This window comes from Streptomyces mayonensis, from assembly GCF_018982965.1.
GTDB classification, from domain to species: Bacteria; Actinomycetota; Actinomycetes; order Streptomycetales; family Streptomycetaceae; genus Streptomyces; species Streptomyces mayonensis.
In genome coordinates, this window is record NZ_JACBYP010000160.1 from 1 (window position 1) to 14,228 (window position 14,228).

At 75.9% G+C, this 14,228-nt stretch carries 8 protein-coding genes; 1 reads left to right on the forward strand and 7 read right to left on the reverse strand.

Going from position 1 to position 14,228, the window contains the following annotated elements; all coding sequences use genetic code 11:
* Positions 1-125: 125 nt before the first annotated feature.
* From HZS56_RS34785 to HZS56_RS34815, 7 genes are all read right to left on the reverse strand, one after another.
* Complete coding sequence (locus HZS56_RS34785; RefSeq protein WP_216724812.1) at positions 126-4,988, reverse strand: SAV_2336 N-terminal domain-related protein; 4,863 nt, start codon at positions 4,986-4,988, stop codon at positions 126-128.
* The gene (locus HZS56_RS34790) at positions 4,988-6,010 is read right to left on the reverse strand and encodes an AAA family ATPase (RefSeq protein WP_216724813.1); all 1,023 of its coding nucleotides are present in this window, start codon (positions 6,008-6,010) and stop codon (positions 4,988-4,990) included. Before HZS56_RS34790 ends, HZS56_RS34785 begins: the two co-directional genes overlap by 1 nt.
* Positions 6,011-6,088: 78 nt before the next feature.
* Complete coding sequence (locus HZS56_RS34795; RefSeq protein ID WP_216724814.1) at positions 6,089-7,741, reverse strand: VMAP-C domain-containing protein; 1,653 nt, start codon at positions 7,739-7,741, stop codon at positions 6,089-6,091.
* Positions 7,738-8,319, reverse strand: coding sequence for a CU044_2847 family protein (locus HZS56_RS38620; protein ID WP_253915393.1), 582 nt, complete (start codon positions 8,317-8,319; stop codon positions 7,738-7,740). Before HZS56_RS38620 ends, HZS56_RS34795 begins: the two co-directional genes overlap by 4 nt.
* Positions 8,320-8,662: 343 nt before the next feature.
* A complete protein-coding gene (locus HZS56_RS34805; RefSeq protein ID WP_216724815.1) occupies positions 8,663-10,054 on the reverse strand; it encodes a carboxyl transferase domain-containing protein in 1,392 nt (463 codons plus the stop codon).
* A complete protein-coding gene (locus HZS56_RS34810) occupies positions 10,047-11,516 on the reverse strand; it encodes an acyl-CoA synthetase (protein WP_216724816.1) in 1,470 nt (489 codons plus the stop codon). Before HZS56_RS34810 ends, HZS56_RS34805 begins: the two co-directional genes overlap by 8 nt.
* A gap of 195 nt (positions 11,517-11,711) precedes the next feature.
* Positions 11,712-13,130 (reverse strand): SLC13 family permease, encoded by a 1,419-nt coding sequence (locus HZS56_RS34815; RefSeq protein WP_216724817.1) that lies wholly within the window; start codon positions 13,128-13,130, stop codon positions 11,712-11,714.
* Positions 13,131-13,318: 188 nt separating this feature from the next.
* On the opposite strand from HZS56_RS34815, the gene HZS56_RS34820 reads away from it, so the two are divergent.
* Positions 13,319-14,026, forward strand: coding sequence for a FadR/GntR family transcriptional regulator (locus HZS56_RS34820; RefSeq protein WP_216724818.1), 708 nt, complete (start codon positions 13,319-13,321; stop codon positions 14,024-14,026).
* The last annotated feature ends 202 nt before the right edge of the window (positions 14,027-14,228 follow it).

Genomic DNA, 14,228 nt, shown 5'->3' on the forward strand with positions numbered 1-14,228 from the left:
GAATGGGGTGTCCCGGCGGGCGCACCTGCCGGTGACGGGGAGGGCGGGTCCGGCCGGGACCCCGTGGGCGTGGCCCCGGTGGGTCGGGCGGACCGGGTCGGGCGGATCGGGTGGGTCGGGCGCGGTCAGCGGGTTTCGGCCGCCGTCAGCAGCGGACGCAGATCCGGTACGAGCAGGGCGTCGCCGTCCGCCGTACTCAGCCGGCGCCTGGCCCGTACGTCGCCGAAGCGGCCGACGAACGGCAGACCGGCCGCGCGGGCGGCGGACTGCTCGGCGACCGACGAACCGACCAGCACGCAGTCACCGGCGTCGGCGTCGAGACGCTCCAGCGCACGGCGCAGGACGTCCGGGTCGGGCATGAGGCGGGTGAGGTCGGTGTCCCGGCCGTGCACCCCGCCCCGCAGACACTCCAGCAGGCCGCGCCGCCGCAGGTACGAGGTGACCGGGGCGGGAGCCCGGTCGGTGACCACCGCGACGGGTACGCCCCGGGTGTGCAGCGCCTGGACCAGCCGGTCGGCCAGCGGCACCGGCTGTGCCGTACGCGCCGCCCGCGCCTCGTGCCGGTCGAGCCGGAGCCGTACGTCGGGGGCGAGCCGGTGCCCGGCCAGCGCCCGGACGAAGTCGAGCGTGCCGACGTATCCGTCCGCGGCGGCCCGGGGCAGGGGCAGCCCGGCCAGCGCGTCCTCGGGATCACGCTCGTCGGCGAAGAGCCGCACGATGTCCAGGAGCACCTCCCGCTCGGCGGCGGGCCGGTACAGCCGGGCCAGTACGTCGTCGAAGCCGAGAAGCACACAGCGGGCGCCCGAGACCAGGTCCGCGGGGGTGCGCGGGGCGCGGCGGGACGGCGGTGGGGCCGTCGGTTCCCGCACGCCGTCGATCAGCCGGTACCAGCCGGTGTCGTCGGCCAGCGGCCGGAACAGGCCGGGAGTCGGGCCGAGAGCCGGGCCGGGAGCCGGGGCCGGCCCGCCCTGCTCCTCGTGGGCGTCCTCGTAGACCTCCTCGTACACCTCGTCGTAGTACAGGGAGTCGGAGAGGGCGACGACCGCCTGTGCGGAGGAGGCGTCCAGGACCGTGCCGACCGACTCGGCGTCGGCGCGGAAGGACTGCTCCCCGGTCCCGTCCAGCCGGAACTCCACCTGCCAGAACTCCGCCCGCAGCCGGGCGCCGCCGAGGTGCGCCAGCTGTCCGGGCAGGCCCGCCACGGTCGCACGGAGGAGCGGGACGGCCCCCACCCGCGGCGCCAGCAGGACGAGCAGACCCTCGCGGTCCGCCACGAGTTCGTACGCCGCGCCGTCGAGGCCGCTGTCCGCCAGCAGGTGGGTGACCAGGACGTGCAGGGCCGCCGCGCGCTCCCGCACGTCCTGGCCGCCGCCGGGACCGCCGGGACCGCCGGGGTCGCCATGGCCGCCGGTGCCGTCGGGGGCGTCGGCGAAGGAGAAGCGGGCGCAGTTGCGGTAGTCCGTGTCGACATCGCCGCCGGCTGCGCCTTCCTCCAGCCGGTCTTCCTCCGGTCCGGCTCCCGGCTCCTCCTGTACTTCCTCTACTCCCTGTACTCCCTCTACTTCCTGTACTCCCTCCTCCGCCGCCATCTCCGCCGCCATCACCGTCGCGGGTTCGTCCGGCACCTCGGCCTCGTCAAGGAGCGGCGTCCAGAAGTCGTCCTCCGTCGGGTACGGGCCCTCCGGCAGCTCGTCCGGCGCCGACACCGTGCCCTGGCGGGTGCCCGGGTCCGGGTGCCTGCCGGGCGGGTCCTCGTACTCCGACCACGGCGCGTCGACCACCGGCTCGGCGTGTTCCTCGCGCAGCTCCCGGCCCAGCGCCGCCAGGGCCGGACTCCGCCCGCCCGACAGCTCGTACTCCTCGTACACCTCCAGGGCCTCGGCACCCCGGCCCTGGCGGCGCAGCGCGATGAGGTAGAGGCGGCGGAAGTCCTCGCGGTGCGGGTGGGCGCGCAGCAGGCCGGACAGGTCGGTCGAGGCCCGGTCGTAGTCGCCGAGGGACAGGTCGAGCTCGGCGTGCTTGGTGTGCAGGGCCAGCCGCAGCCTGAGGAGACGGGCGCGGGCGGTGCGGGCGGCCGGGCCCGGCACGTCCGTGAGGGGCTCGGGGTCGTGCCAGAGCGTCAGGGCCCCGGCGACCAGGTCGCGGGCCTTGGTGAGCGCGCCGCTCAGCCGGGCCGCGTCGGCACGCCGCACCAGCTCGTCGCAGCGCACCAGGTCAACGTGGTCGGCGCTGGTGTGCAGGGCGTAGCCGTGGGCGAGGGTCGCCAGGGCGCCGGGGCCGAGGGCGTCGGCCAGCAGCGCCGCCAGCCGGGTCAGTTCGGCCCGCGGATTGCGCGGCTCGTCGCCCGGATCCCACAGCCCCCACCGCAGCTCCTCGTGCGTCACGGTGCGGCCGTGCTTGAGCAGCAGCATCGCGAGCAGCGCGCGCACGTCCGGCGGCAGGGCGGGGGAACCGTCCGGCAGCGTGACGCGCAGCGGGCCGAGGGCGCGGTAGCGGCGCGGGGTGTACGCCTCGTCCGCCGCCGTGCGCAGCCCCGGGTCCGTGAGCAGGTCCAGTCCCCGGGCCTGGGCCGCCGGCGCCATGGACATCAGCTGGTCGAAGGCGTGGGCGTAGTGGATGCGCAGGGGTGCCGGCAGCCGGTCAAGGCGGTGGGAGTCGATCGGCACGGTCAGGTGCGAGGTGCCGGCACTCAGCTCCAGCAGGACGGCGCACAGGGCCCGCAGGTCGGCGGAGCGTCCGGAACGGCCCGGGCTGCGGCCCGGTTCGAGGAGGCTGAGCCGTACGGTGCCGTCCGGCAGGAGGACCAGCCGGGACGGCTCCAGGCCGCCGTGCGTGAGGCCCGCCCGGTGCAGGGCGGTGAGCGCCCGGGCCAGCTGCGCCCCCACCGACACCGTCAGCGGCGCGGGCAGCCGGCGGTCGCCCGCGCGGGCGAGGACGTTCACCGCTATGCCGTCGAGGTGCTCCATGACGACGTAGGGCACGCCGTCCTCGACACCGGCGTCGAGGACGTCCACCACGTTCGGATGGACGAACTCCGTCAGGCGCCGGGCGTCGCGCAGGAACGCCCCGCGCGCCGCGGCGCCGGCGGCCCCGGGCAGCCGGTCGTGCAGCCGGACCGCCACCGTGCGGTTCGACTCGGTGTGCTCGGCCAGCCACACCCTCCCGGTCGGCGTGAGCCGGCGGACCGGCCGGTAGCGGGTGGCCAGGCCGGGGGGGAAGGGCGAGGGGAGCCCGGGCCGCTCCGGTACGGCCAGTTGCCGGGCGCTCTCCTCGCTGATCACCGCGAACGTCTCGCCGCCGCCGGCCCGTTCGGTGCCGTCGCGCGACGGGATCAGCGCGCGGAACTCGCCGGGCGACCGTCCCGCCCGCTCGTCGATCAGACCGCCGGTGCGCAGCAGCAGGTCGTGGGTGTGGTTGCGGGCGGTGCGGGGCAGACCGCGCAGCAGCAGGTCGCGTACGCCGGGCCGGAAGGCGTACGAGCCGGGCGGCCCCGCGACCGTGGTGAGCAGGCCGCTGAGGATGACCTCGGCCAGGTGCTGCGGCCGCGGGTCCGGTTCGACCGCCGCCTGCACCAGCCGCATCACCGGCAGGTCGGGCCGCCCGAGCGCGAGGTGCCCGGCCAGCCGGAAGGCCTCGCGGGAGGCGCTCGCGCGAAAGCGCAGGACCAGGTCCTCGGGGGACAGCCGGGCGAGGTCGGTGCGGTCGTCGGCGTCGGCCGGCAGCGGGCGGTGCAGCGCGGCGGCGGCGCCCGGACGGGCGGTGCCCCCGGGACCGGCGACCAGCGAGGCCCAGTTCGCCAGCCACTCGGGGCCCGGCTCCAGGACCGGGACGGGCACGGCGCCCGGGGGAGCCGGGGGCGCGGTGTCGTCGTACGGCGTGAAGGCGAGGCGGGCGCTGGGCGCGGCCCGGTGCGGGGCGGACAGCCGGCCGGGTACCGGCGGCAGGGCGGTGTCGCGCCACAACTGCTCGGGCAGCGGCTGGAGAACGGCGAGGGGAGTGCGGCGCGCCCAGCGGTGCAGCGTGGCGAACCACCGGGTTCCGGCCGGTCCCTCGCGCCACTGCGGGCCCATGCAGTCGCTGATCAGCAGGGTGACCGTACGGCCGTCCGCGGGCGCCTCGAACCCGTCGCCGCGGACGGTCCCGTCGGCTTCCGCGCGGTGCAGCACGACGGTGCGGAAGACGCCCGACTGGGCGAGCACGGCGTGCAGTTCGCGCACCAGTGGCTGCCAGACGGGCATCGTGGGACCCGCGTCGTGCACCAGGTGCAGCCGCAGCCAGCGCTCCCGCACCGGGCGCAGCACCGGCAGCCACCACTCGGGTCCGCCGCCCAGGCGCGCGATGCGGTCGGCGGTCGCGGACTCGTCCACCTCGCGGCCGACGGGCGCTTCGGTACGGCGTTTCAGGGGGCGCAGGGAGCGTTGCAGCGCCAGAGTGCGGCGCAGCATCGGCGGGGCGGGCGCGAGCAGGGCGCTGTGCGGTTCGGCCGCCGACGCCCCGGGGGCCGGGGTGTCGGACGACGGCAGGCGCAGCGGGGTGCGGGGCGCGCCGGCGGAGGGCGGCGGCCCCGGTACGGGCCGGTCGTGCGGCGGTTCCGGTTCCGGTTCCTGGTCCTGCCGGTGGCGCGGGTGCTCCCGGCCCCGGCCCCGGCCCCGGTCCCGGTCCCGGGGCCGCTCGGGTTCCGGCCGGTCGCCCGGGTCCGGCGGCGGGGCGGCCCCGGGCGTGGCCTCCGACGCCGGATCGGCCGGTAACGGGTCCGTCTCCGCTGAGATCATCTGCCCGGCCAGCCACAGCAGTTCGGCCAGCTCCAGCGAGGTCGGGCGGACGCCCGAGGAGGCCCGGCCGAGGATGTCGGCGAACTGCGACAGCGGCTCCGAGGCGCCGGGGCGGCCGGAGGGGCCCGGGCGGCCGGGGTAGCCGGAACGGTCCGGACGGCCGGAGCGGTCCGGGTGGTCGGGGTGGTCGGGGTGGTCGGGCCGGTCGGTCGGCATCAGAAGGCGTCGGGCTGCGGGGACCTGCCGAGGTACGGCATGAGCTGCTCCGCGAGACCGTCCAGGGAGTCGGCACCCAGACCCGAGGAGCGCGCCAGGTAGATGGCGTTGAGCAACTGGTCCGTGGCCAGTTCGCCGCTGCCCACCCGGGACAGGAACCGCCGGATCAGCTGCTGCGCGTACGCGTCGGGCTCGCCCAGGTGGGCGCGGACGATCTCGGCGAGGTGGGCGTCGTCCGGCTGCCGCAGGCGCAGCGAGACGCAGCGGCGCAGGAACGCGGGCGGGAACTCGCGCTCGCCGTTGCTGGTGAGGACGACGAACGGGAACGCCCTGCACCGCACCCGGCCGCGCTCCACCGGCACGCGCTGGTCGGTGCCGTCGATCAGCACCTCGGAGCGTCCGCCGGGGACGTCGCGGGCGGCCCGCACCAGTTCGGGGATCTCGTACTGGCCCTCCTCCAGGACGTGCAGCAGGTCGTTCGGCAGGTCGAGGTCGCTCTTGTCGATCTCGTCGATCAGCAGGGCACGCGGCCGTGCGTAGGGGAGGAGGGCGGTGCCGAGCGGGCCGAGCCTCAGGTGGTCCTCGATGCCGGTGGCCGCCGCCGGGGCGTCGGGCCGGCCGGTGGCGTGACGCGCCGCGTACAGCCGGGAGAGCGGGTCGTACGTGTAGAGGCCGTCGTGCAGGGTGCTGCGGCTGGTGATGTTCCAGCGCAGGACCGGGCCGAGGCCGAGTTCACGGGCGACCGCGTAGGCGAGGGAGGACTTGCCGGTGCCGGGCGGGCCGGTGACCAGCAGCGGGCGGCGCAGGTACAGGGCCGCGTTGACCAACTGCACCGTTTCCTCGGTGGCCTGATAGGTCGTGGCCCGGTGGGCGCGGTCCGGGGAGTCCGGGGCGTCGGCGTCCTTCTCGGGCGGGTCGAGCACGGGCTCGCCGTCGAAGGCCCGCCAGGGCGGCGGCGGGGGCAGCCGGGTGATGCCGTCGTGCGGAGCCGGCGCGCCGGTGTAGACGGGCCACAGGGGCATGGGTTCCTCTCCCGGAAGGCGTCGAGCGCGGTGGTGGGGCTGGGGGTTGGTGGGTGGTGGTGGCGGATGCGGGGTGGTTCAACCGACGGGCGAGTGGAGCGCGGCGGCCGGTTCGGCGAAGCAGCGGGGATCGTCCCACAGCAGCTGGACGTCCCGCGCCCAGTGCTCGTCCGGTACCTCGGCCGCGTCGGCCGTCTCGCGCAACTCCAGCACGAGACGGGGCAGTTCGGCCGGGGGCACGTTCGCCACGGACAGGGCCAGCCGGTCGAGGAAGTCCCTGCCGGAGCAGGACTCCTCGTGCGGGTCGCCGGAGCAGCCCCGGCGCGGCCACAGCAGTACGGGTACGGGGACGGTGAGGCCGACCTCGAAGTACTCCCTCGCCGCTGCGGGCGGGGTGGCGAAACCGGCGAGTTCCGCGTCCTCCCGCAGCCGCTTGCGCAGCCCCGCCGGCCGCTCCCGGGTGCCGCAGTCGACGCGTTGCAGCGTGCCGCCCCCGTTGGACCCGAGCCTGCCCCACTTCTTGCGCAACTGGTGGCGGAGCCGCCCGCTGCGATGGCGGTGGCGGTCGGTGACGACCAGCGGGTGGGCGCAGCCGAGCGGTGTGGAGTCGTCCTCGCCGCACGCCCAGTGCGCCACCGGTTCGTTCAGCCACTCGCGCGGCAGTACGAAGGTGAGCAGTTCGTCGGCGCCCGGGTCGAGCTGGGTGAACGCCTCGTCGATGCTCTCCTGCACGAAGGACCGCACGGCGCCGCGGGCCAGCCGCCGCGAGCCCACCGGGTGGCGCTGCCCGTCCCGGTAGGCGGACACCTCGACGGTGACCTGGTCGGCACCGGCTCCGCTGCGGTCGAGCTCGACGACGATGGGCGACCAGGTCGCCGGGCGCGGCGGCGGGGCGTGCAGCAGCTCTTCGAGCCGGTCGGCGAAGCGGACCACCATGCCCGGTTCGGGCACCTCCCACTGCACGTAGGCGGCGGCCTCCCGCAGACTCGCGAAGCCGCCGTCCGGGGGCGGCGGGTCGAAGCCGTCCGTGGCCGAGGCGTACAGCCGCTTCGGATCGCAGCTCAGGCCGGTCTCCTCGGCGCGGCGCACCAGCGCGTACAGCCGCCGGCGCGCGTCCGTCCGGTGGCCCGGGGTGGGCACCAGTTCGCCCAGCTCCGGCCAGTAGCGCGCCATGACCTCGACGGGCAGCATCCGGCCGACGCGTACGTCCTTGGCGCCCGCCACCGCGGAGACCATGCCGACGACCGTGCCGTCGGCCAGCGTGAGGGCGGCGCCGCTGAACCCGGCCGCCAGCGGCTGCCCGTGGGCGGTGACCGCCTCCAGTTGGACCCACTCGCCGGAGATGAGCGGCCCGGACAGCGCGCGGTACGAGGCGAGCATGCCCTCGTCGTACCCCTTCGGGAAGCCGTAGGCGATCAGCTCCGGGGCGGGCGCGTCCCGTTCGGCGCCGGGCCGGGCGAAGGAGGCCGGGGTGAGCGGGACTTCGCGGTCCAGTTCCAGTACGGCCAGGTCGCCGGCGTCGGCGGCGCCGCCCCGCCAGCCGCCGTGCACGGCGACCGTGGCGTACAGCGCGCCCAACTCCCGGCGGCCCGGGAAGGACACGGTGACCGGCGCGCGGTCGGCCCACTTGACGACGTGGGCGCAGGTGAGCAGGCGCCGGCCGGAGACCAGGAACCCGGCACCGACCTCGGAACCGCACTCGACGCGGGCGTGCCACGCGGTACCGCTCATGACCGCGTGGCGGCGTCGGGGGCCGCACCCGCCGCGGGAACCGGGGCCGGGGGAGGGGTCGCGGTTGAGTCCGGGTCCGGGGGAGGGGCCGCGGATGAGTCCGGGGCCGGGGTCGTGGATGAGTCCGGGTCCGGGTCCGGGGCAGGAGCCTCGGGCGGAGGCGAGGACGAGGACGAGGTCGGATGCGAGGTCGGAGGCGGGGCGGGAGCCGGGGCCGGGTCGGGCGACCAGCTCAGTTTCACCACCAGGTGGCCCTCCGCCGAGCCCTTCGCGATGACCGCGCCGGCCTCCGCGCTCAGCTTGACCCCGAACTCCAGTTCCACGGCGTCGGGTCTGAGCGAGCCGTCCCGGAAGACCCGTAACGCGGACGCGGCCGCCGCCCGCACACCGTCCAGCGAGTCCTCGAAGGTGCGGGCCGCCCGGGTCGGTCCGTCCCCGCGCGAGACCAGCCGCGCGCCGTCCTCGTCCTCGACCCCCTCGACGACGACCCGTACGCCGTCCCCGGTCCTGAACTCGACCAACCCGTCCATGACGTCGTCCGCTCCCCGTGTGCCGTACGTGTCCGTGCGCAGCACCATTGTGACGGACGGTACTTGCCCGTGTCCCGTGCGGCGCAGAAGAACGTGCGGTCACCGGCCGTGGACCGGGCGCGGACACGCGGACGGCGCCGCCTCCCTGGGACGGGGAGGCGGCGCCGCCGGGTTCTCGGACCGTCAGACCAGCCAGCCGACGAAGTGGACGAGGCCGGCGAGGACGTCGGTGAGAAGGTTCATGATCGTGATGCTCCTTGCGCTGTGCTTCGTGCGACCCCCATGAGAGTCCGGGGGGACCCGGAATTCCGGGGGACCGCTTGGGACATGTGCGTCGACTACGGTCTGCAGCCCGTCGCTCGCACACCGTAAGTATCGTTGGTCCCTGCAGTCACATGCGCTCTTCAGAGCGACGATCACCTGTTCCAGGGAACAACTGATCGTCTGTTCGGATCACGTCAAGTTCGGCCAAGTCCTGCGGACGCAGACGCAGTTGGTCCGCCGTCCTCTCCACCTCCGTCGGCGGCCGCTTCAGGATCGCCGCCGCCGACTCCGGCGCGATGACGGAGAAGTAGCTGTCCGGCGTGGCCCAGGTGGCGCCCGGTGCGGCCAGCGCCAGCGCCCCGCCCGAGCCGCCCTCGCCGATCACCAGCGTGGTGACGGGGGTGCGCACCGAGGCCACGGCACCGAACAGGCCGGCGACGGCCGGGCCCACCGCCTGCCGTTCCGCCGCCGCGTCACCGGCCGCGCCCGGCGTGTCCACCAGGGTCAGCACCGGAATGCCGAGCCGGTCCGCGAGGCGGAGCAGCCGGGTGGCGGTGCGGTACCCGGCGGGGCGGGTCGCCGCACCCGTCTGGGCCGCGTACGCCACCGTCCGCCCCGCGTGCGTGCCGAACCCGCACAGCATGCCCTCGGGATCGGCGCCGCCGCAGCGGTCGCCGGACAGGGCGACGCGTTCGGCGAAGTAGGCGTCCAGATAGGCCCCGGCGCGCGGACGTCCGGCGGCGCGGGCCCGCCGTACCGCGTCCCAGCCGTCGGCCGGCAGGTCCCGTGCGCCCAGCGGGGCGGGCACCGGCGCCGGGTCCGCGGACGGCGCGGTCAGCAGCCGCAGCCACCGGCCCAGCGTGGCGCGCAGCTGGTCCTCGGGCACCACGGCGTCCGCGCTGCCCGCCGCCACCTGCGCCTCGGCCGTGTACGCCGCCGGGTCGGCGCCCGGCGGCCGCACCCGCGACCCGGCGAAGCCGACCTGGGCGCCGGGCAGCGCGAGGACCACGTCGGCGCCCGCGCCGAGGGTCGCCCAGCCGCCGCCGGTGGACGGGTCCCGCACCACCGCGATCTGCGGCAGCCCGGCCCGCCCGGTGAGTACGGACTGCCGTGCCACCCGCTGGAGCTGGGTCAGCGCGAGCATCCCCTCCTGCATCCGGCTGCCGCCGGTGGCGACCAGCGGCACCACCGGCAGCCGCCGCTCCCGGGCGTACGCGTACGCCGCCTCCAGCCGGTCGCCGGTGCGGCTCCCCAGCGAACCGCCGAGGAAGCCGAACTCGAAGGCGAGCAGCACCGCTTGGACGCCCTCGACGTGCCCGGTGCCGCAGACGACGGACTCCTCCTCGCCGGTGCGCGCGGCGGCGCGGGCGCGGGCGGCGCCGTAACCGGGCCAGCCGAGGGGGCCGTCGGGGGAGGGGAGGCCGCCCTCCGGGCCGGGGAGTTCCGTGAAGTCGTCGGTGACGAGGGCCAGGAACTCCCGCGCGGACGGGCGCTTCGGGCGCTTCGGACGCTCACCCATGGGTCAGCGCCCGCTTCATGATCTTCCCCATGTCGTTGCGGGGCAACGCGTCGACGTGCCGGACCACGCGGGGCCGCTTGTGCGGGGCCAGCCGGCCCGCGACGTGGTCGGCCAGCGTCTCCAGCGCGGGCGGCGCGGCGGGGTCGGCCGGCACGATCCACGCCACGATCCGCTCGCCGAGGTCCGGATCGGCCTCCCCGGTGACCGCCGCCTCGCGCACCGAGGGGTGTTCGAGGAGCGCGTTCTCGATCTCACCGGCGCCGATCTTGTACCCGCCGCTCTTGATCAGGTCGGTGGCCTTGCGGCCGACGATGCGGACGTAGCCGTCGGGGTCGCGCACCGCCATGTCGCCGGTGCGGAAGAAGCCGTCCCCGGTGAAGGCGGCGGCGGTGGCGTCCGGACGGTTGAGGTACTCCGTGAAGAGGTTCGGGCCGCGTACCTGGATCTCGCCGACGCTCTCGCCGTCGAGCGCCGCGATCGGCGTGCCGTCCTCCTCCACGAGCCGCAGCTCCACGCCCGGCAGCGGCACGCCCACCGCTCCGGCCCGCGGCTCGCCGTCCGCCCTGACGCTGGTGTTCATGAGCGTCTCGGTCATGCCGTACCGCTCGATCACCCGGCGGCCGGTCGCGGCGGCGATCCGCTCGTGGTCGTGCACGGGCAGCGCCGCCGACCCCGACACCAGCAGCCGGGCCCCGGCGAGTGCCTTCGCCAGCTCCGGGTCGCCGGGGAGCGTCTCGGCGATCCGGTGGTACATCGTCGGCACCCCGAACAGCATGGTCGCGCCGCTGTTCAGCTCCCGCGCGGCGCCCTCGGTGGAGAACCTGCCCAGGTGACGCACGGACCCGCCCCGGCGCAGCGGGCCGAGGATGCCGAGCACCAGTCCGTGCACGTGGAACAGGGGCAGCCCCTGCACCAGCACGTCGTCTCCGGTCCACCGCCACGCGTCGGCGAGCGCGTCCAGCGTGGCGGAGAGGGCGCGCCGGGGGATGACGGCGCCCTTGGGCGGTCCGGTGGTGCCGGAGGTGTAGACGACGAGTGCCGGGTCGCCGTCGGCGCGGCGGTCCTCGGGGACGGGGCCGCGGGCGTCCACGTCGACGTCGACGCGTTCCAGGGCGCCCAGCGCGGGCGGGAGTTGGGCGTCCGGGGGCGCCAGGACGAGCGACGGCTCGCTGTCCGAGAGGATGTGCGCGAGTTCCTTGTCGCCGGACTTCGGGTTGAGCGGCACGGCGGGTACGCCGGCCAGCAGCGCCGCCACCACGGCGACCGCGGTCTCCATCGCCGGGGTCGCCCAGACGGCGACCCGGCCGGCGGCCCCGATCCGGCCGGCCGTGGCGCCCGCCGCGGCGGCGAGTTCCGCGTACGTCAGTGAGCGCTCGCCGAACCGCAGCGCCGGCCGGTCGGCCCGGGCGCCGGACGGGGCGGGGGAGAGGGCCGGGAAGAGGGCCGGGGAGAGAGAGGACACGCGTCGTACTCCTTAGCTGTTGCTCGCGGGCTGTCGCTCAAGACTGCCGGTTGTCCGAAGGGGAGGGGGGACGGGCTCGTCCGGTGGGCCTATGGGCCTGCCCGGAGCCGGAGCCGGAGCCGGAGCCGGAGCCGGAGCCGGAGCCGGAGCCGGAGCCGGTGGGACAGCCCGGTGCCGGGGCCGGGGCCGGTGTTCCTACCCGAAGCCGGGCACGACCAGGACGAGCCAGACCAGCGCCGGTACGGCCGCCACCACGATCCCTCCGTACACCATCAGCTGCCGGAAGAAGCGGTCCCGGTCCACGTCCGGCGCCGCCGCCAGCACCAGCGCCCCGTTGGTGGAGAACGGACTGACGTCCACCACCGTCGCCGACACCGCCAGCGCCGCCACCATCCCGGCCGCCCCGATCTCGCCCTGCGCGAGGAACGGCACCGCCAGCGGGATCAGCGCCCCCATGATGCCCACGGAGGAGGCGAAGGCCGACACGATCGCGCCGATGTAGCAGAGCAGTACGGCGGCCAGCAGCGGGACGCCGATGCCGCCGACGCCCTCACCGGCCCAGGTGATGGTGCCCATCTCCTCCAGTACGCCGACGTAGGTGAGGACGCCGCAGATCAGCAGCACGGTCGACCAGGCGATCTCGCCGACCGCGCGGCGGCTGTCGTCGGGCCAGGCGGTGCTCAGCACGACGGCCAGGGTGACGGCGGTCAGACCGGCGTCCAGGTCGAAGCCGAGGACGGCCACGACGAGGGCGACCAGGGCGGCGAGGGTGGCGATCCGGGCGGGGTTGAGGACCGTGCCGCCGACGCCTCCCTCGGTGCCTCCCCCGGTGCCCTGCTCGGCACGGACGGCCACGGCGGTCGGGGCGGGGGCGGCACCCGTCCTGCCCCCGGTGCCGGTGCCGGTGCCGGCGCCGCCGCCGGTGGTCCCTCCCGTGCCGTCCGTGCCGTCCGCACTGCCCGTACCGTCCGCGTCGTCGTCGTTGCCGCCGTCCGTCACGGCCCCCCGCGCCCACAGCTTGCGCCCGCCGAGCACCGCGAACAGCACGGCGGCGATGAGGAGGTTGGCGACCAGCGAGGCGAGGAAGAGGCCGACCTCGCTGCCGGGGAGCTTCTCGCGCTCCACGATGCCGTTGACGATGGAGCCGTAGATGCTGATCGGCGAGAACCCGCCGGCCTGGGCGCCGTGCACCACCATCGTGCCCATGAGCAGCGGGCTGATCCCGTACCGGGTGGCGAAGCTCAGCGCGATCGGCGCCACGATGGCCACCGCCGCCGGACTCACCGCGCCGATCGCCGTGAGCGCGCCGGTGAGCGCGAACATCACCCACGGGATCAGCGCGACCCGGCCTCTCACCAGCCGGACGGACGCGTGCACCAGCCAGTCGGTGGTGCCGTTGGCCCGGGCGATCGCGAACAGGTAGGTGACGCCGACGAGGACGACGAACAGGTCACCGGGGAACCCGGCGAAGATGCCGTCCGCGTCGAGGTCCGCGACGAGCGTGCCCACCCCGAAGGCGGCGGCGAAGGCGAGCGCGCCCATGTTGACGGAGCGGGTGGTGGCGATGACGAACACCACCACGAGGACGAGGATCGAGACGAGTTCGGGGGACATGCGGGGGCTCCCGGGTGCTGGCCCGACGACGGAGCGTCGACTGGTTGAGTGGCTGAGCCACTTGGAGGGTGCGGTTGGCGAGTCAGCGTGGGCCCGCGCCGCGGTGGCGTCAAGGGGTCGCGCAGGAATTGGCTCAGCCACTCGGCCACCGGGCGCCCGGTGTTAGGCTCCCGAGGAGAGGGGGACCCGTGACCGACGCCCTGCGCCCCATGCCCCGACAGCGCCTGTACGAACAGGTGCTGGAGCGGCTGCGCCAGTACGTCACCGAGGGCGGCCTGCGGGCCGGCGACCGGCTTCCGCCCGAACGGGACCTCGCCCAGCGCCTCGGGGTCAGCCGGGCCTCCGTGAAGCAGGCCATCGTGGTCCTGGAGGTGCAGGGCCTGGTGGAGGCGCGGCACGGCGGCGGCACGTACCTCGTCCGGGACAGCCTCGACGTGGAACCGGTCGAGGACATGGTCGAACGCCGGCGGCGGCTGCCGGACGTGCTGGAGGCCCGCGAGGCGCTGGAGACGAAACTCGCCGAACTCGCCGCCGAGCGCCGCACGGAGGACGACCTCGCCGCGATGCGCGCCGCGCTCACCGTGATGGCCGAGGAGATCGAGCGGGGCGCGCACGGCGTCGAGGGCGACCGGCTCTTCCACGCGGCGGTGACGGCGGCCGCGCACAGCAGCCTGCTCGCGGAGTTCATGCGCTCCATCGCCCACCAGATCGCCGAGAGCCGCACCGAGTCCCTGCGCCAGCCGGGCCGCCCCGACCGCTCCCTGGCGCAGCACCAGGCCATCCTCGACGCGATCGCCGCCCGCGAGCCCCGGCGGGCCGCGGCCGCCATGCGCCGCCACGTCCGTACGGTCGCCAAGGTCCGCCTGCTGGACTGGGACCCGGGGGACGAGCGCTGACGGCGCCTTCCCCGGACCCTCCGGACCGCTGGACCCCTGCCCGGTACGCGTCACCCGACGGGCGGCCCCTGCTCCCGGCCGTCGACCGCTGTCCGCTGGAGCAGCCCCCAGGTGAACTCCGCGACCACGTCGTGCCGTACTCCGGCCCGGTCGGGGGCGGTGAAGGCGAGGCCCCAGCGGGTGGGGGCCGAGCCCTGGAGGG

Bases quoted from the DNA above. Each gene is read 5' to 3' on its own strand.
- HZS56_RS34785 (WP_216724812.1), bottom strand. From the start codon at position 4,988: ATGCCGACCGACCGGCCCGACCACCCCGACCACCCCGACCACCCGGAC.
- HZS56_RS34790 (WP_216724813.1), bottom strand. From the start codon at position 6,010: ATGCCCCTGTGGCCCGTCTACACCGGCGCGCCGGCTCCGCACGACGGC.
- HZS56_RS34795 (WP_216724814.1), bottom strand. From the start codon at position 7,741: ATGAGCGGTACCGCGTGGCACGCCCGCGTCGAGTGCGGTTCCGAGGTC.
- HZS56_RS38620 (WP_253915393.1), bottom strand. From the start codon at position 8,319: ATGGTGCTGCGCACGGACACGTACGGCACACGGGGAGCGGACGACGTC.
- HZS56_RS34805 (WP_216724815.1), bottom strand. From the start codon at position 10,054: ATGGGTGAGCGTCCGAAGCGCCCGAAGCGCCCGTCCGCGCGGGAGTTC.
- HZS56_RS34815 (WP_216724817.1), bottom strand. From the start codon at position 13,130: ATGTCCCCCGAACTCGTCTCGATCCTCGTCCTCGTGGTGGTGTTCGTC.